Genomic DNA, 19655 nt, shown 5'->3' with positions numbered 1-19655 from the left:
CAGGGCGAAGCCCGGCGAGCGACAAAATCTATGATTTTGGAGCTTGCAGCACGGCGTAAGCCGAAGAAGTGCGGAGCAGGGCGAAGCCCGGCGAGCGACAAAATCTATGATTTTGGAGTATTTGGCACGGCTTTGCCGTGGTATTTGGCACGACGAAGGAGAAAGAAAGGAAGAAGCATTTGGGAACACAGGTAATCAGAGTAGAAAAAGCAAAAGCAGGGATGATATTGGCTGCCGATATATGTACAGAGGATTATAAGCTGATTATGGCAAAGGATACCGTCCTGTCAGAAAAGGGATTGGAAATTTTATCCAACTATTCCATCAAGAGGATTACAATTTACACAGAGGAGCCACCAAAACAGGAGCTGGAGGAAGAAAATCCAATAATCTCAGAATATCAGAAAAAGATTGTAAATACAAAGGAATTTAAAGAATTCAATGAAAAATTTGATGGAATGGTAGAATCGCTGAAGGGAACCATGCAAAGCTTGGTGAATGCGGCAGAAGAGGAAGGGACAGTCCTGCAGGAGGAGCTGATGTCTGGTATTGATGGTATTTTATCCAAGAGCAGAAACGGACTGCATACCATTGATATGCTGCATTGTATGAGAGAATATGATGATCTTACCTATGCACATTCTGTTAATGTTTCTTTGCTATGTAATACGATAGCAGAGTGGCTGGGGTATTCGAGGGAGGATATGCGTGCGGTTACTATGGCTGGACTGCTGCACGATATAGGAAAGCTTAAGATTCCACCGGAGCTTATAAAAAAGCCGGCAAAGCTTACGGATAAAGAATATGAAATAGTAAAAAGACATACTATTTTCGGATATGAGATTTTAAAAAGAAGTAATCTGAACAGTCAGGTAATATTGCCGGCCCTATGCCATCATGAAAGATGTGATGGAAGCGGTTATCCGTTGGGGGTTCGCATCGAACAGCTAAATGAGTATTCAAAAATTGTAGCTGTAGCTGATGTCTATGATGCTATGACGGCTGACCGGGTTTACCGTAAGGGAATCTGCCCCTTTGAGGTAATTGAAAATTTTGAACGGGAAGGTATACAAAAATACGATCCAAACGTACTTATGCCCTTTTTAAATAAAATCATACAATCCTATATTGGAACGGGTGTTATTTTATCAAACGGAGAAAAGGGAGAGGTTATTATGATTAATTCCAAGGCTCTGTCTAAGCCTATGGTGCGAGTTGGAGAAAAATTTGTTGATTTATCGAAGGAAAAAAATCTGCGGATAGAAAATCTAATCCGTTAGGAGCTGGAAGAATGGTAGAAAAACGTAATATGATGCCACTTAACTTTTTTAAAAAAGAAGCATACACCGGAAGCAGTGAGGGAATGAGGTATCGGATTGCTCAGATAACAGAGGAGGAAGGGGAAGAAAAGGTTTTCTTTTTGGAGGCAGTAGTTTATCCGGAGCCTTATTGTTATGAACTCACTCCAGAGGAGAAAAAAATAAGAAGGAGGTTTCCTTTCAAAGAGGAGAGCTTAGAGGAGATAAGAATCTGGCTCAATGAAGCGATTGGACATCAATCTTGAATACTATAAAATTTTTTATTATGTAGGAAGGCTGGGAGGAATTTCACTGGCAGCAGAAGAACTTTCTATTTCGCAGCCAGCAGTAAGCCAGGCTGTAAAGCAGCTGGAACGCTGCCTTGGAAGCACCTTGTTTATCCGTACTTCTAAGGGTGTTCGGCTGACCAGAGAGGGAGAAATACTGTTTTCTTATATAAAAAATGGATATGAGATGATTAAGTTCGGGGAAAACCGGCTGAAAAATATCCAGAATCTTGAAATGGGAGAAATTCGTATTGGTGCCAGTGATATGACTCTTCAATTTTATTTACTCCCTTTTTTGGAACGGTTTCATGAAAGGTATCCGGGAATAAAGATTCAGGTAACCAACGCACCGACACCTAGCACGATAAAATATTTGCAGGAGGGCAAGATAGATTTTGGTGTTGTTAGCTCGCCACTTGAGTATAAAAAGAACCTTTCTGTCTGCCCGGTGCGGAAAATTGAAGATGTATTTATTGCTGGAGAAAAATATACTGAACTGAAGGGAAAAAGCCTTACCTACCAGGTGCTGGAGAGGCTGCCGATTATATGTCTGGAGAAAAATACCAGTACCCGGAGATATGTGGACGAGTTCCTCCAAAAAAGGGGGATTGTGCTCCAGCCGGAATTTGAGCTGGCCACCAGCGATATGCTGGTACAGTTTGCCCTGCGGAATATGGGGGTTGCCAGCGTTACAAGAGATTTTGCTCAAAAATATGAAAAGGAAGGAAGCTTGTTTGTTCTGGAGTTTGAGGAGCCCATTCCCCAAAGGGAATTTTGTATTGTTTCGGATTTACACATTCCGTTGTCTGCGGCTGCAGAACGACTTTTAGAACAGTTGGTATAGCTGATTGTATAGATAATACTTATGTCAAATATAATTATTATTGATTTTACTTATAATATAAACTATGATATGATAATTTGGCAGGAGCATGGCTCTGTTGGAGTAAAAGAAAGCCAAATAGGAGGTTTTATTATGGTAAAAGCAGTCGTTGGAGCAAACTGGGGAGATGAAGGAAAAGGTAAAATTACCGATATGCTGGCTGAAAAGGCTGATATTATTATCCGTTTCCAGGGCGGAGCAAATGCAGGACATACCATCATTAATGAGTATGGAAAATTTGCCCTTCACACTCTGCCATCCGGAGTATTTTACAATCATACCACCAGTATTATTGGTAATGGTGTTGCTTTAAATATCCCGGTATTGATGAAGGAAATCCGGGGCATTGTAGACAGAAATGTACCAATGCCTAAGATTTTAGTATCTGACCGTGCTCAGATGGTAATGTCCTATCATATTTTGTTTGACCAGTATGAGGAAGAGCGTCTGGCAGGCAAGTCCTTTGGTTCTACGAAGTCTGGAATTGCACCATTTTACTCAGATAAATATGCAAAAATCGGATTTCAGGTCAGCGAGCTGTTTGATGATGAGCTTTTAAAGGAAAAGGCAGCCAGAGTCTGTGAAACTAAGAATGTGCTGTTAGAGCATTTATACCATAAGCCGCTTTTACAGGCAGAGGAAATCTATCAGGAGCTTGTGAGCTATCGTGAGATGATTAAGCCTTATGTATGTGATGTATCTGCTTATTTATATCAGGCCATCAAGGATGGCAAGGAAATTCTGCTAGAGGGACAGTTAGGATCCTTAAAGGACCCGGATCATGGTATTTACCCAATGGTTACCTCATCCTCTACACTGGCAGCCTATGGTGCGATTGGAGCGGGAATCCCACCATATGAAATCAAGGAAATTGTAACCGTCTGCAAGGCATATTCCAGTGCAGTAGGTGCAGGTGAATTTGTCAGTGAGATTTTTGGCGATGAAGCAGAAGAGTTAAGACGCCGTGGTGGAGATGGCGGAGAATATGGTGCAACTACAGGACGTCCAAGAAGAATGGGATGGTTTGATGCTGTAGCCTCCCGGTATGGCTGCCGTATCCAGGGAACAACCCAGGTTGCATTGACTGTACTTGACGTGCTGGGATATCTGGATGAAATCCCGGTATGTGTCGGTTACGAAATCGACGGTGAGATTACGAAGGACTTCCCAACGACCAGTAAGCTTGCTAAGGCAAAGCCGGTATATAAGGTACTGCCTGGCTGGAAATGTGATATCCGTGGCATTCAGAAATATGAGGAGCTGCCGGAGAACTGCCGCAATTATATCAGGTTTATCGAAAAAGAGCTTGAGCTGCCAATCACTATGGTATCCAACGGTCCGGGACGGCATGAAATTATTTATAGATAAAATTTAAGGAAATAAAACTTTCCCCATAGCATCACTTTTTTGTGAGTTGTGGGGAAAGTTTTGTTTTTGCAGGGAATACTAGTAAAAAGTTATCGTTCGACAAAAGGCTTTTTTTATGCTAAAATGAACCGTAGAGAATTTTTGAAGAAAAGAGGGAAAAAATGAATCAACAGATTGAAGGTTATGTATTGGAAAAACAGGAGGGGCTTAAGGATTTAAAGAGTGAAGGATTTCTTTACCGTCATAAAAAAACAGGAGCAAGGGTAGCTGTGATTGCCAATGAGGATGAAAACAAGGTGTTTTCCATTGGTTTTCGGACACCGCCGGTTAATTCCACTGGAGTAGCTCATATTATTGAGCATACAGTGCTTTGTGGTTCAAAGAAGTTTCCAGTTAAGGATCCATTTATTGAACTGGCAAAGGGCTCTTTGAATACTTTTCTGAATGCTATGACCTATCCGGACAAGACGATATATCCCGTTGCCAGCTGCAATGACAAGGATTTTGCCAATTTGATGGATGTATACATGGATGCAGTATTTCATCCGAATATTTATAAGAGAGAAGAAATTTTTCTCCAGGAAGGCTGGCACTACGAACTGGAAAGGGTGGAGGATGAGATTACCATAAATGGTGTTGTGTATAATGAAATGAAGGGAGCCTTTTCCTCGCCGGAGCAGGTGCTTTATCGACTGATACAGCAGTCCTTATTCCCGGATACCGCCTATGGTGTAGAGTCTGGTGGTGACCCTGCATATATACCGGATTTGAGCTATGAGGAATTTTTAGATTTCCATCGGAAGTACTATCATGCGTCCAACAGCTACATTTATCTCTATGGAAATATGGATGTAGAGGAGAAGCTCCGCTGGATGGATGAGGAGTACCTCGGGAAATTCGGAAAGGAAGAGGTAGATTCAAGGATTCTCACCCAGGAGAGCTTTTCTGAACGAAGAACAATTATAGAAAGCTATCCGGTAACAGAAGAGTCAGATGAGGATAAGACCTATTTAAGCTATAATGTAGTTATGGGAACGAGCCTTGACAGAGAACTGTATCTGGCGATACAGATTCTTGATTATGTGCTTTTGTCCGCACCGGGAGCTCCATTAAAGCAGGCAATTTTAGATGCCGGTATTGGAAATGATATCTTAAGCGGCTCCTATGAGAATGGGATCAAGCAGCCATATTTTTCTATTATCACGAAAAATGCAGGGGAAGATCAGAAGGAAGACTTTTTAGAGGTTATTGAAACGACTCTGCGAAGGCTTTGCAGGGAGGGACTTTCCAAACAGACCCTTTTAGCAGCCATTAATTATTTTGAATTTAAATACCGGGAGGCAGATTTTGGACAGTTCCCGAAGGGGCTGATGTATGGCATTCAGATGTTAGACAGCTGGCTGTATGATGATACGAAGCCATTTATCCATGTGTGTGAGAATGACACCTTTGCCCGTCTGCGTAAGGCCATTGATACCGGCTACTATGAAGAGCTGATTGAAACTTATCTTTTGGATAATCCACACAGCACGCTGGTTGTTGTTAAACCAGAAGCCGGACTTACGGCACGGGAAGAAGAAAGCTTAAAAAATAAGCTGGCAGCTTATAAGGCTTCCCTTTCTAAAGAGGAGCTTGAAAAGCTGGTTAAAAGGACAAAGGAGCTTCATATCTATGAGGAGACGCCTTCAACGGAGGAGGAGCTTTTAGCGGTGCCGATGCTTTCTATTTCAGATATCAAGAAAGAGGCAGCTCGCCTGTATTTAGAGGAAAAGAAAGTGGGGGCTGTTAAGGTGCTTCATCATAATCTGTACACCAATGGTATTGCTTATGTGAAGTTTAGCTTTGAGGTTACGGACAGAGGGCAGGAGGCCTCCTGGCTCAGTCTTTTATCTACCGTGCTTGGCTATGTAGATACAAAAAAGCACAGCTTTGGCGAGCTTTCTAATGAAATTAATATTCATACCGGCGGTATTGGAACAGATGTCAATATTTATAACCGGGCGGATGATGTGGACAGTTATACGGCCCGGTTTGAGATAAAGACAAAGGCTCTGTATCAGGAGCTTTCTACAGCCTTTTTACTGATTCGTGAGATGGTAGAGGATACGATTTTCAATGATACGAAGAGAATGCAGGAGATTTTAGCAGAGCTTAAGTCAAGACTTGAGATGCGGATGAATTCCAGTGGCCACAGCACAGCGGTTTTAAGAGGAATGTCCTATTTTTCTGAAAGCGATATGTTTGATGACCTGGCTGGTGGTGTGGGTTATTACCGTTTTATCTGCGAGCTGGAAGGACAGTTTGAAGAAAAGAAGGAAGAGATAGAGAATACACTAAGGAGACTGGCTGGTGAGATTTTCCGCCAGGATAACCTTTTAGTCAGTGTTACTGCGGACGAGGAGGGATATCAGGTCTTTGAACAAAGTGTCCCTGAGCTTTTGAAAGCGTTCCAGGGAAGAAAACCAGATTTTAAGGAAGAAAAGCTTGTACCAGTACGGAAAAATGAGGGCTTAAAAACACCGGGACAGGTACAATTTGTGGCACGCTGCGGCAATTATATGAAAAAGGGGCTTGCATATACGGGAGCTCTCCGGGTATTAAAGGTAATTTTAAGCTATGAATACCTGTGGAATGCAATCCGCATCAAGGGTGGGGCCTATGGCTGTATGTGCGGTTTTTCCTATGATGGCAAGGGCTATCTGGTATCCTACCGGGACCCGGAGCTTTTAAAAACCGATGAAGTTTATAAAAATACGGCAGATTATATCAAGGGCTTTGAGGTGACTGACCGGGATATGACAAAATATATCATTGGGGCAATTAGTGCTTTAGATACTCCTCTGACGCCGATGGCAAAGGGAAGCCGTTCCTTTGGCGCTTATCTTTGCGGTGTGGATGAGGCCTTTTTACAGAAGGAAAGAGATGAGGTACTGGCAACGGATCAGGAGGCTATTCGGGCTCTCGCACCGATTGCAGCTGCTGTGTATGAGGCAGGAAACCTCTGTGTCATTGGCAACGAAGGAAAAATTGAAGAGAACAAAGAGCTGTTTTTACAGATAGAAAATCTGAATGGCTGATGCTTTAGGAATGGAGGAAATTATGGAAAATAAGTACAAATCCGGTTTTGTTACTCTGATAGGGCGGCCGAATGTAGGAAAATCCACCCTGATGAACCAGCTGATTGGAATGAAGATTGCAATTACCTCCAATAAACCCCAGACTACAAGAAACCGTATACAGACGGTGTATACTGATGAAAAGGGGCAGATAATCTTCTTAGATACGCCGGGGATTCACAAGGCAAAAAATAAGCTGGGAGAATACATGGTAACGGTGGCAGAGAGAACTCTTGGTGAGGTGGATGTAATCCTCTGGCTGGTGGAGCCGACGACCTATATTGGAGCTGGAGAGCAGCACATTGCTGAGCAACTGAAAAATACGAAAACACCGGTAGTACTGGTCATTAATAAGATTGACACGGTGAAAAAGGAAGAGATTCTCACCTTTATTGAGGCTTATAAGGATATCTGTGAATTTGCGGATATTGTACCGGTGGCAGCGATTAATGGAGAGAATACTGACACGCTTATCGATGTAATTTTCCAATATCTGCCGGAGGGACCAATGTATTATGATGAGGACACCGTGACAGACCAGCCGGAGAGGCAGATTGTGGCAGAGCTTATTCGGGAAAAGGCCCTACGGCGGCTGGATGATGAGATACCCCATGGCATTGCAGTAGCGATTGACCAGATGAGGGTTCGACGCCATGGACATATTGTGGATATTGATGCGACAATTGTGTGTGAAAGAGATTCCCACAAGGGTATTATTATTGGGAAGCAGGGCTCGATGTTAAAGGCGATTGGCACAGATGCCCGGATAGAGATAGAAAATCTTCTGGATAGGAAGGTGAATCTAAAGCTGTGGGTTAAGGTTAAAAAGGATTGGCGTGACAGTGATTTTTTGATGAGGAACTATGGCTATAACCAAAAGGGAATTTAAGTGCCATTTTCCGAATAGGACGCTTCAAAATGGAAAGTCTAATAGTAATACAAAAAAGGGGGCTTACATTATGAAGAATCTGGATTACTGGAAACTATTTGAAAAGACAGGCAGCGTTTCGGATTATCTGAATTATGCCTGTGCCAGTGAAGAAAAACAGCTGGAGAACAGAAAGACAGGTGGACGAACCATTGAATTTGGAGACCGTGACAGGGATGGTGCTGTCGGTCATGCCGGTTGGAGAATATGATAAACGGCTGGTGATTTTAACAAGAGAAATTGGGAAAATATCAGCCTTTGCCCGGGGTGCCAGAAGGCCTAACAATGCTCTTCTGGCAGCCAGCCAGCCCTTTGCCTTTGGTGAATTCCAGGTATTTCGCGGGCGGGATTCCTATACGGTAGCATCGGCGGCTATTTCTAATTATTTTGGAGAGCTGAGAGATAATCTGGAGGGAGCCTACTATGGGTTCTATTTTTGTGAATTTGCGGATTATCTGACAAGAGAAAATGTAGAAGCTTCCGACATTCTAAAGCTTTTATACCAGTCTCTGCGGGCCTTGTCCAAGGGAACGATTGACATAAGGCTCGTACGGTACATATATGAGCTTAAAATGATTGCCCTGAACGGCGAGGCTCCGCAGATGTTTGAGTGTGTGTGCTGTGGGAAAAAAGAAGAAATGCTATGGTTTGACACGAAAAAGGGCGGACTTATCTGCGAAGACTGTGTCAGAGGAGTGCCGGGAAAAAGAAAAATATCAGCGGCATTAACATATACATTGCAGTTTATTCTTACGGCACCCTTGGAAAAGCTTTATACCTTCCGGGTAAGTGATGAGGTTCTTTTGGAATTTTCCAGTCTCATGGAGGAATATCGGAGGCATTATATTGGACACAGCTTTAAAAGTCTGGAAATTCTTAGGATGTTTTAGAAATAATAGTTGAAAATATGGCACTAAATAAGGTAGAATAAAAGGGATTAGCCAGCCACTATGGATGGTATGGAGGTTTACCATGAAGAAAAAGGGACTTGTATGTCTTTTGCTGACCTGTCTTTTTGTGACCGGATGCAGCAAAAATCCGGGACTGAAGGCAGAAGAGCTTACGGCAGATACGCTGTATATCAGTAAGGATGGCAGTATTGTAAGTGGTATTGTGGAAAGCTTTGATAAGGAGTATTATGTAAAGGAAGAGCTGGAGAGCTTTATTGAGGAAGAGATAGAAGATTACAACAGCCAGTCTGAAAAAGACAGGATAAAGCTTTCTTCCCTGGCAATAGAAGAAAAGGGACAGGCCAGGATGGTTATAAAGTATGCCAGTATAGAGGATTATGCAGAAGCGAATAAAACTCAGGCCAGTTTGATAACCTTTGATGAGGCTTATGCCCAGGGAGTTTTGCCGGACACCATGAAAAATATGGCAGATGGAAGCAGTACCAGTCTGGAGGCTATAAAAGCAGATCCCAAAAATAAAGTAGCAATTATTACAGAGGAATATGATGTTATTTTAGATGGAACAGTTCTTTATTATCAGAACTGTGCGGCAAAGAGTACGGAAAGCGTACATACATCAGGAACTGAGGCTTCAATTATTATTTTTAAATAAGAAAGGTGGATATCACACATGGAAAAAACAATGGACAAAATCGTAGCTTTAGCCAAAGCCAGAGGCTTTGTGTACCCAGGCTCTGAAATTTATGGTGGTCTGGCCAATACCTGGGATTATGGTAATCTTGGTGTAGAACTTAAGAATAACGTAAAGAAAGCATGGTGGCAGAAGTTTATTCAGGAAAATCCATACAACGTAGGTGTTGACTGTGCAATTTTAATGAATCCACAGACCTGGGTTGCTTCTGGACATCTGGGAAGCTTTTCCGACCCATTGATGGACTGCAAGGAGTGCCATGAGCGTTTTCGTGCAGACAAGCTGATTGAGGATTACATGCAGGAAAAGGGTATTACCATAGAAGGAAGTGTCGATGCATGGTCTAATGAGGAGATGGCAAAATACATTGAAGAGCATGCTATTGTCTGCCCAAGCTGTGGTAAGCACAACTTTACTGAAATTCGTCAGTTTAATTTGATGTTTAAGACCTTTCAGGGCGTTACCGAGGATGCCAAGAATACCGTATATTTACGTCCTGAGACAGCTCAGGGTATTTTTGTAAACTTTAAAAATGTGCAGAGAACCTCAAGAAAGAAAATTCCATTTGGTATCGGACAGATTGGAAAGTCCTTCCGTAACGAAATTACTCCGGGTAACTTTACCTTCCGTACCAGAGAGTTTGAGCAGATGGAGCTGGAGTTTTTCTGTGAGCCGGATACAGACCTTGAGTGGTTTGCATACTGGAAGGAGTTCTGCATCAACTGGCTGAAGTCCCTGGGGATGAAGGAAGAGGAGATGCGTGTCCGTGACCATGAGAAGGAGGAGCTGTCTTTCTACAGTAAAGCTACAACGGATATTGAGTTTTTATTCCCATTTGGCTGGGGCGAGCTGTGGGGGATTGCTGACAGAACAGACTATGATTTGACCCAGCATCAGAATGTATCTGGTGAGCCAATGGACTATTTTGATGATGAAAAGAAAGAAAAATACATCCCATATGTTATTGAGCCATCCTTAGGTGCTGACCGTGTGACCCTGGCTTTCCTTTGTGGTGCTTATGATGAAGAAGAACTAGAGGGAGGCGATGTACGTACTGTACTTCATTTCCATCCAGCTTTAGCACCAGTTAAAATCGGTGTACTTCCACTTTCAAAGAAGCTGTCTGAGCCTGCAGAAAAGGTATTTATGGAGCTTTCCAAAAAGTGGAACTGCGAATTTGATGACAGAGGAAATATTGGAAAGCGTTACAGAAGACAGGATGAGATTGGTACCCCGTTTTGCATCACCTACGATTTTGACTCTGAGACAGATGGTGCGGTAACTGTTCGTGACCGTGATACCATGGAGCAGGAAAGAATTAAAATTGAAGATTTAAAGTCATATTTCGAGAAGAAATTTGAATTCTAGAAGAGCAGCTTATCGAACTGGAGGTGCTGGGAATATGAAAAAACATAGAAAAAGGTGGTGGCTCTTACTGTGCTTTTTCGTATTTTGTTTTATAAATATAACCGTTGTTTCTGCGGAGGAAAAACAAAAAGAACCTCTGAAAATAGGCTACCTTGAATCTGTTTTTTATTCTTGGAATATTAGGTTTTTTTGCAGCAGCTACCCTTTTTGTACTGCATCGCAAGGAGGTATACTACCGCCAGCTTGCCATGAAGGATGACCTGACAGGAGTCTGGAACCGTAACAAGTTTATAAAAGAAGCAGAACGTCTTTTGAATCATAATAAAAATAAAGAGTACTATCTGATTTCTACCGATGTCGACAAATTCAACTATATTAATGATACCTTTGGGTACAGTACCGGAGATGAGGTTCTTCGGGAGGAGGCAGATCAGTTTGCCAGAATTTTTGAAAACCAGGGAATTTACGCAAGGATTGCAGCAGATGAGTTCGTTGGAATAGTGGAAAATGATGGCATAGAATGTGAGAAACTTCTGACCAGAAAACTTCAGGAGTTTGAGGCGAATATGCATGAATATTCCAACCATTATTTCCGGCTTCAGATTAAGATAGGTATCTGTAAGATTGAAAGGCGGGATTCAGAAGCAAGGATTACGGAATATATTGACCGGGCAAACATCGCAAAGAAGCAGATTAAAGGAAATTTAAATCAGATAATTGCCTATTTTGATGATGAAACGGCAAAACGCAGTGCTCTGGAAAATGAAATCGAGAGCAAGATGGAGAAGGCTCTGGAGAATGGCGAATTCTGTGTGTATTATCAACCAAAATATAATTTGCAGACAGAGGTGATTGAGGGTGCCGAAGCACTGGTACGATGGATTGACCCTGATAAGGGAATGATTGGACCTGACCTGTTTATTCCGCTTTTTGAGAAGAACGGTTTTATCATCCGTCTGGACTTTTATGTATATGAAGAAGTCTGCCGTCATCTGCAGAAGTGGATTAAGGAAGGTCGCCGGGTAGTACCGGTGTCAGTTAATGTTTCAAGGGTCCATCTGGGCACTCCTAATTTTATATCGGATTTGATAGCACTGTTGAAAAAATATGAGATTCCGGTAAAGCTTGTTGAGCTGGAGCTTACAGAAAGTGTATTCAGTGATGATGAGGAAACTATGAAAAGGATAGTTATGACCCTTAAGAACATCGGATTCCGGATTTCCATTGATGATTTTGGAAGCGGATACTCGTCATTGAATCTGTTAAAGCAGATACCGGCAGATGTATTAAAAATTGACCGGGGCTTTTTAGAGGAAGTGGAGGAATCCATAAAGAGTAAGATCATTATTGCTCAGGTTGTCAGCATGGCGAGAAAGATAAATATGCATACGGTGTGCGAGGGTGTAGAAACAAAAAAACAGGCAGATTTTTTAAGGGAAATTCACTGCGAAGTAGCCCAGGGATACCTGTTTTCCAAGCCGCTTCCACTACCGGAGTTTGAAAGCAAAATCACTGGACAAAGCTAAGCGTACTATGATATAATATGCAAGGATGGGTTTATAAAAAAACATGAATAAACACTCTATTTAGGAGTATTTATATAATATTACATATTTAGGAGGAACTAAAAATGGCAAAATGGGTATATTTGTTCAAAGAAGGTAATGCCGACATGCGTAATCTTCTGGGTGGAAAGGGTGCTAACCTGGCAGAAATGACCAAATTAGGTTTGCCAATTCCACAGGGCTTTACTGTTACAACAGAAGCTTGTACCGATTATTACAACAGTGGAAAGAAAATTACAGAAGAAATCCAGGGTCAGATTTTTGAAGCTTTAGAGTGGCTGGAAAAAGAAAACGGAAAGAAATTCGGTGATACCGAGAATCCTTTACTGGTTTCTGTTCGCTCCGGAGCCAGAGCTTCCATGCCTGGTATGATGGATACTATCTTAAACTTAGGTTTAAATGATGTATCTGTAGAAGGCTTTGCAAAGAAAACTGGCAATCCTAGATTTGCTTATGACTCTTATAGAAGATTTATTCAGATGTTCTCTGATGTAGTTATGGAGGTTCCAAAGTCTTATTTCGAAAAGATTATCGATGAGATGAAGGAAGCAAAGGGTGTCCATTTCGATACCGATTTGGATGCCAATGACTTAAAGGAATTAGCTGAGAAGTTCAAGGCTGTTTACAAAGAGGCTATGAATGGACAGGATTTCCCGCAGGATCCAAAGGTTCAGTTAATGGAGGCTGTAAAGGCTGTATTCCGTTCCTGGGACAACCCTCGTGCCATTGTTTACCGTCGTATGAATGATATCCCTGGTGACTGGGGAACTGCTGTTAACGTACAGACCATGGTATTTGGTAACATGGGTGATACATCAGGTACCGGTGTTGCATTTACCCGTAACCCATCCACTGGTGCAAAGGGTATCTTCGGTGAGTACCTGATTAATGCACAGGGTGAAGACGTGGTTGCTGGTGTTCGTACACCACAGCCTATTAGCAAGCTGGAAGAGGATATGCCAGAGTGCTACAAGGAATTCATGGCTATTGCGTCCAAGTTAGAGGATCATTACCGCGATATGCAGGATATGGAGTTTACTATTCAGGAGGGTAAGTTATTCTTCTTACAGACCCGTAATGGTAAGAGAACTGCTCCTGCTGCATTACAGATTGCTTGTGATTTAGTAGATGAAGGAAAGATTACTCCAGAGGAGGCTGTACTTAGAATCGAAGCTAAGTCCTTAGACCAGCTGTTACATCCTACCTTTGACACAGCTGCATTAAAGGCTGGCGAGGTTATCGGTTCTGCACTTCCTGCTTCTCCTGGAGCTGCAGCCGGTAAGGTATACTTTACAGCAGAGGAAGCTAAGGCTGCTGGTGAGAAGGGTGAAAGAGTTATCCTTGTTCGTCTTGAGACTTCCCCAGAGGATATTGAGGGTATGCATGCATCCCGGGGTATCCTGACTGTTCGTGGTGGTATGACAAGCCATGCAGCAGTAGTTGCCCGTGGTATGGGTACCGCTTGTGTATCCGGCTGCGGTGAGATTAAGATTAATGAAGAGGCTAAGACATTCGAGCTTGGTGGACACACCATCAAAGAAGGAGATTATATTTCTCTGGATGGTTCCACAGGTAAGATTTATTTAGGAGATATCAAGACTGTAGAAGCTTCTGTCGGCGGAAACTTTGGACGTATTATGGAGTGGGCTGATAAGTATAGAAAGCTTCAGGTTAGAACCAATGCAGACACACCTGCAGATACAAAGAACGCAGTTCGTCTGGGTGCTGAAGGTATCGGTCTTTGCCGTACAGAGCATATGTTCTTTGAGGAGGAAAGAATTCCTAAGATCAGAAAGATGATCCTTTCTGAGACTGTAGAAGGAAGAGAAGCTGCTTTAAATGAACTGCTTGAGTTCCAGAAGGCTGACTTCAAGGCTATGTACGAGGCACTGGAAGGAAAGCCAATGACCGTACGTTACTTAGATCCACCTCTTCATGAGTTCGTTCCTACCAAGGAAGAGGACATTAAGGCATTAGCTGATGAGATGGGCTTAACTGTAGAGCAGGTTAAGGCTACCTGCGATTCCTTACATGAGTTTAACCCAATGATGGGTCACAGAGGCTGTCGTCTGGCTGTTACTTATCCTGAAATCGCTAAGATGCAGACCAGAGCCGTTATGGAAGCTGCTATTGAGGTTAAGGCTGAGAAGGGCTACGACATCGTTCCGGAAATCATGATTCCACTAGTAGGCGAGAAGAAAGAGCTTAAGTTCGTTAAGGACGTTGTAGTAGAAGTTGCTGAGCAGGTTAAGAAAGAGAAGAATTCTGACATCAAGTATCATATCGGTACTATGATTGAGATTCCTCGTGCTGCTTTACTTGCTGACGAAATCGCTGAGGAGGCTGAGTTCTTCTCCTTCGGTACTAACGACTTAACACAGATGACCTTTGGTTTCTCCCGTGATGATGCTGGCAAGTTCTTAGATGCTTATTACAAGGCTAAGATTTATGAGTCTGACCCATTCGCAAGATTAGACCAGAACGGTGTGGGCCAGCTGGTTAAGATGGCAGCAGAAAAGGGTCGTGCTACCAGACCTGATATTAAGCTAGGTATCTGTGGTGAGCATGGTGGAGATCCAAGCTCTGTTGAGTTCTGCCATAAGGTAGGCTTGACCTACGTTTCCTGTTCTCCATTCCGTGTGCCAATCGCACGCTTAGCTGCTGCACAGGCTGCACTTGCCCAGAAGTAAGCAATTGAAAACGCTTAAATTTATGCGGCTGTGAAGACTATTAGTCTATAGGTATAAGAATTTTTTAAGTCCGTTCCAAGAGTGTGAAATCCTTTGGAACGGACTTTTTACCATAGCTACTTCATATTTCCTATTTGAAGAGGAGAACAAACGGATGATAAAAGAGAAAACATTTGATAAGTATCGAAGAGAAATTATATTAGAACATATAGATGAGATAAAGTGTTATTATGAAACTAAAAAAGCAAAATGCTATTCTGGAAAAAGGGATGAATATGAATTTAGTTATTCATTAGTTTGGAGAGAGAAGGTCTTATCGATTCAGGCTATTTTTGATATGACATTAGATGATGCTAAAATAACCATAAGAGTGGCAGGCATAGAAAAAGAAGATTCAATTTATGAAATAGACGATATATTTGATAATTGTTTTTCTGAAATATTTAGTATTCTATTAAAAGGAAAAAATAAATATGTTGTTAGAACATATGGAAGATACTATGCAGAGTATCCGTTTGAATGGAATGATTATTTTAATTGGAAAAATGCAGTAAGATTATTTGCATATGAAATAAAAGGTAGAGATGAAGTATTTAATGTAGAAACAATAACAGCTTGTCCGAAAGAACAGTTGATGTACTGCGATATTGAAGTGTATTCATTTAATCTTTCTGCCGCTAGAACAATTGCATATAATTTATTTTTAGAGTTTTGTGTGGAACTATCAGTTTTATTAGACATTGGAATTGAGCCATATAATACAAGAGAAAATATTGTTTTAGCGGATATTCCAAATGATGTGGGTAACGGTTCATATACTTTATATGGAACCGTTGTTAGTAGTGGCTTTGATGATACTGAATTAAATCTATTTGTGTTCGATAATATGAATGGTTTAGTCGCAGTTGATGATGAAAATAGAATGATTTTAAATGATTACAATTTTTTAGGGGCAGAAAATGGTTTTATAACTTCTTCTTCATATAATAAAGAATTGGATGATATTTTTAGAAAACGTGAGATAGACAAAAGTAAAAGAGTTAGCATAAAAAATGAAAGAATAAATAAAAAAATAAGTTATTATAATATGAACCATGAACTGGTATCAGAACATTTTTCCTTTTTTAGAAAAATTAAAAAATTTGAAGAGCAGCATAAGGAGAAATTTCTTTATTTTTTAAATGCATGTAAATTGCATAATCATGCTCACTGTTATTGTGCGTTGAGCCCAACCGCAATGATTTCATACTTTATATCTGCGATTGAAACACTTTCAAAGACTGAAAAGACAGAAAGCTATATGAAAGAATGCTCAAGTGACATGGACAAATTTATAAATTTTTGTAAAAAGTATTCAGGGAAGAAAGAATTCGATGTAAATTTTTTTAAATATATATATGGAAAGATAAGGTCTGGTCATTTTCATGCGGGAGAAACTCATTTTTTTGAATATGATTGTAATTTAGATTTAGCTTTTTGTGGAGATTTTTTTGAAAAAGAGAAAATATATATCCGCACAAGAGAAGAATTAAGATACATATTTATCGAGTGGATAGAGAAGAATATTCTACAAGTATAATAAGAAAATTATCGTTTTATAAGGTGATATTTGTTTATTTGTAAGGTATGATATTAAATTGATATTTTTTTTGGGATTCGATTATGTTTTCTTGATAAAAGAAAGAAAAATATGCTACACTTTGGCTTGATTTTTATATTATCCGAGTAATGATTGATATAAGAAAATTATGAGACTGACAAAAGGAATGAAGCTATAACTGGAGATTATACCAGGAGTGCGGAGATTATAAGTTCTGAGTGTAATATTGCATAACTGGTAATAGCATGGGAAGCAATTGCCAAGAATTGAGTAATTGAAAAGATTAATTTTATGCAGCTTTGATGGATATTAGTCTACAGATAAAGTAAAAATAGAAAGTACTTATTATTTTTAAAAATTGGCTGAAACACAAAAGTCAAGAAAAATGTGGAAAAGTAACAAGGAATGTAGTAGAATATAATTTATATATTTATTGAAAGTTGGTGATGCTATGCGTACCCCTATGGATGAGACAACGTTTTTAGAATTCTATAAAAATACAATACTTTGTAGCTCTAATAATTTTCAACATTTTATTTGTAAACAGTTGGAGACAGAGAATAGAATAACATATGATGCCCAGTGTAAGCTGAGTGATAATGAAGATACTTTGTTTTTTGAATCAAAAAGGGATTTTAAGGGAATTATAACAAAGACTGCAACCACGAAGTCTTTTATGAATTTTTATGAGGAACTTGAGTATAAAAAGTTATACAAGTATTCAGTACCTTTCTTTTATAATACAACTGAAAAAACAATAGAAGATATCTTAATAGAAAAGCAGATTAAAGTTTTTGATAAAGAATGTTATCAGCCAGATTATGTCATTGATAGGAATCTAAAAGAAGCAGAGCCTGTTGTAATAATGGAAAATGGTAAATATTTTGTAAAGTTTGTTTTACAAAAGGTTTGTTTGCAATCTGAAACATTTGACCAAATTGTTTATAGATACCCTATAGTTATTTATATAAATCCGTCGATAAATATATTAGAGATTAGATATGATTCTATGCGTTATAGTTATAATGAGCAAGTTGATAGAGATTCCTATTCTAAAATTGTTACAACATGCATAGAATGGATTAAGGATACTCTGGAGTTAGAGTTGTTTGTTTGCGAACACACTGATACAATAAAGATAATAAATGATATTCAGAATACAGAAGTTAGAATGTACAAGCAGATGATGGAAATGAAATCTGGTGGTTCTGCGGAGCTCACTGCATCTGAAAACGGAGACTATTTATTACCATTTATTGGCGAACTTAGAGAGTTGATTGATGAAAATGAAGAGTTATTCAATGAAGCAGATGAGGTAAAGCAACTCTTATTACAGTATCTGTATGAAAAAGAAGCTACGGCAAGTTATCCATACATATATGTAAAATGGGTAAAACCTGTAGAGCCACAAAGTTACATAGTAAAATTGACATTTGATTATTTTAATGATAAGTATACGTTATTACAACATATAACTGGAAACTGTAAAGATTTAGGAATGGGGCGAATGAATGATGCAATCGAATATCTTTCAAAGAGTGGCTCCTTTGTTGAAGGAGAAAAAATTTAATATTGATTGTGATGCATTTATAAGTTTTATGGAACAATACCATTCAAAAGACTGGATATACCCAGATGCAATACATAGAGAACTAGGTATATCTATTAAGGAAATCTATGACATTTTTGAAATGTGTGTGGATGAAGGGATTGTTGAACAATATCTGCAAATTTATTGTCCAATATGCCAAAGGTTTACTGGTAATTATTATAAAACTGTTTTGGAAATTCCAGAATTCGTAAGCTGTGTACATTGCGATACTGAAATTGATAATCCATTGCAGCATGCTATTATTATATATAAGGTTTTGTAATTGGACGAAGAAAGATTTAGAAGTGCAGAACAGTTGTTAAAGCAGGCAGGGTACACATTGGCTGATTTAATGACAGCATCAAGCAGATATAATTCCAGACTACTAATGCTTGCAGAGGAGCATAGGATTCAGTGTTCACATCTGTATAGTGAAATAAAAGATGGGGGATTAACAAAGAGGCAGAAAGGACAAAAGTTAGAAGAATTAACTTCCATCTTATTTAGTAAGAGTGTAGAAAATCTTTTTGATGTTTATAGAAATTGTAGAACTAGTACAAATGAAATAGACTTGCTGATTAGGTGGACTGAAAATGCAAGATTGTCTGGTATAAGTAACGCATTTCCTTGCTTTGGTGAGTCGTTTTTATGTGAATGCAAAAATTATAATGGCTCTGTAAAGGTAACATACATAGGTAAGTTTTGCTCTTTGATGGCAGTTACAAATACTAATTTTGGAATAATGGTATCATGGGACGGAGTTTCGGGTAGAGGTAAATGGAGTGATTCAAAAGGCTTGATTAAAAAAGTGGCTTTGCACGAAAACAAATATATTATTGTCATTGATAAGGATGATTTAAAGCAGGTATGTGATTGTGAGAAAAGCATATTTTCACTTATATATGATAAGTACACAGCTTTAAAGAATGAAATAGACTATGATAAATATATTGTGAAACATGAAGCACAAAATTGTATGATATAAAGAAGTATATTGAGAGGAAAGTAAAACATTAATCTTATATGTGCAATTTTAAGGTTTGTTGTTATAACATGAAATAATCTTAAAAATTTATTTCATGACTCACTACTGTACCACCGCCACACAGGCTGCACTTGCAAATAGGTAGGAGTTCTCTTTCCTTTGAATTGCCGCTTAGTTTCGAGCAGGCAGCAGCCTATCGAAAGGCTAACGGACAGTATGTAAGGAAAAATCAGTGGAGAGATACCACTGTAAGGGTATTCATAGACCTTGATTAACAGTTAAATACGATAAGCGTATCGGTAGTGTAAAATAGTTGTAAGCGATGAATAATCCACCGTATGGAATTATTCATCTGCCTATGTTTTAATTAAAAG

Annotated in this window: 17 protein-coding genes; all 17 read left to right on the top strand. The window is 39.8% G+C overall.

What is annotated here, in order from left to right:
* Positions 1-195, top strand: a 195-nt coding sequence (locus tag ASU35_RS19880; protein WP_187142679.1) for a hypothetical protein, incomplete at its 5' end; no start/stop codon positions are given.
* Complete coding sequence (locus ASU35_RS07320) at positions 180-1280, top strand: HD-GYP domain-containing protein (protein ID WP_058352371.1); 1101 nt, start codon at positions 180-182, stop codon at positions 1278-1280. The genes ASU35_RS19880 and ASU35_RS07320, both read left to right, overlap by 16 nt.
* A gap of 11 nt (positions 1281-1291) precedes the next feature.
* Positions 1292-1564, top strand: a complete 273-nt coding sequence (locus ASU35_RS07315) for a hypothetical protein (protein WP_058352370.1) — start codon at positions 1292-1294, stop codon at positions 1562-1564.
* On the top strand, positions 1548-2429 hold the full coding sequence (locus tag ASU35_RS07310) for a LysR family transcriptional regulator (protein WP_058352394.1): 882 nt from the start codon (positions 1548-1550) through the stop codon (positions 2427-2429). The genes ASU35_RS07315 and ASU35_RS07310 overlap by 17 nt, the downstream gene beginning before the upstream one ends.
* Positions 2430-2561: 132 nt before the next feature.
* Entirely contained in the window at positions 2562-3836 is a 1275-nt protein-coding gene (locus ASU35_RS07305; protein WP_058352393.1) for an adenylosuccinate synthase, read from the top strand.
* Positions 3837-3997: 161 nt separating this feature from the next.
* Positions 3998-6913 (top strand): insulinase family protein, encoded by a 2916-nt coding sequence (locus tag ASU35_RS07300; protein ID WP_058352369.1) that lies wholly within the window; start codon positions 3998-4000, stop codon positions 6911-6913.
* Between the two features lie 22 nt (positions 6914-6935).
* Complete coding sequence (era, locus tag ASU35_RS07295) at positions 6936-7841, top strand: GTPase Era (RefSeq protein WP_058352392.1); 906 nt, start codon at positions 6936-6938, stop codon at positions 7839-7841.
* 70 nt (positions 7842-7911) lie between these two features.
* Positions 7912-8091, top strand: coding sequence for a hypothetical protein (locus ASU35_RS19710; protein ID WP_242861226.1), 180 nt, complete (start codon positions 7912-7914; stop codon positions 8089-8091).
* Positions 8033-8770: a DNA repair protein RecO gene (gene recO, locus ASU35_RS07285; RefSeq protein WP_058352367.1), complete on the top strand. Its 738-nt coding sequence runs from the start codon at positions 8033-8035 to the stop codon at positions 8768-8770. Before ASU35_RS19710 ends, recO begins: the two co-directional genes overlap by 59 nt.
* Positions 8771-8852: 82 nt before the next feature.
* Positions 8853-9443 (top strand): hypothetical protein, encoded by a 591-nt coding sequence (locus ASU35_RS07280; RefSeq protein WP_058352366.1) that lies wholly within the window; start codon positions 8853-8855, stop codon positions 9441-9443.
* Positions 9444-9461: 18 nt separating this feature from the next.
* A complete protein-coding gene (locus tag ASU35_RS07275) occupies positions 9462-10850 on the top strand; it encodes a glycine--tRNA ligase (RefSeq protein WP_058352365.1) in 1389 nt (462 codons plus the stop codon).
* Positions 10851-11002: 152 nt separating this feature from the next.
* Positions 11003-12376, top strand: a complete 1374-nt coding sequence (locus tag ASU35_RS07270) for a putative bifunctional diguanylate cyclase/phosphodiesterase (RefSeq protein ID WP_058352364.1) — start codon at positions 11003-11005, stop codon at positions 12374-12376.
* Between the two features lie 104 nt (positions 12377-12480).
* On the top strand, positions 12481-15105 hold the full coding sequence (ppdK, locus tag ASU35_RS07265; protein WP_058352363.1) for a pyruvate, phosphate dikinase: 2625 nt from the start codon (positions 12481-12483) through the stop codon (positions 15103-15105).
* 154 nt (positions 15106-15259) lie between these two features.
* Positions 15260-16684: a hypothetical protein gene (locus ASU35_RS07260; RefSeq protein ID WP_058352362.1), complete on the top strand. Its 1425-nt coding sequence runs from the start codon at positions 15260-15262 to the stop codon at positions 16682-16684.
* 484 nt (positions 16685-17168) lie between these two features.
* The gene (locus ASU35_RS07255; RefSeq protein WP_058352391.1) at positions 17169-18275 is read left to right on the top strand and encodes a hypothetical protein; all 1107 of its coding nucleotides are present in this window, start codon (positions 17169-17171) and stop codon (positions 18273-18275) included.
* Complete coding sequence (locus ASU35_RS07250; RefSeq protein ID WP_242861228.1) at positions 18244-18579, top strand: hypothetical protein; 336 nt, start codon at positions 18244-18246, stop codon at positions 18577-18579. The genes ASU35_RS07255 and ASU35_RS07250 overlap by 32 nt, the downstream gene beginning before the upstream one ends.
* Positions 18580-19281: a restriction endonuclease gene (locus ASU35_RS07245; RefSeq protein ID WP_058352360.1), complete on the top strand. Its 702-nt coding sequence runs from the start codon at positions 18580-18582 to the stop codon at positions 19279-19281.
* Positions 19282-19655 lie beyond the last annotated feature (374 nt).

This window comes from Acetivibrio ethanolgignens, assembly GCF_001461035.1.
Classification (GTDB): Bacteria; Bacillota; Clostridia; order Lachnospirales; family Lachnospiraceae; genus Velocimicrobium; species Velocimicrobium ethanolgignens.
Note: the sequence above shows the minus strand (reverse complement) of the source record. Positions and strands in the feature narration are given on the sequence as shown.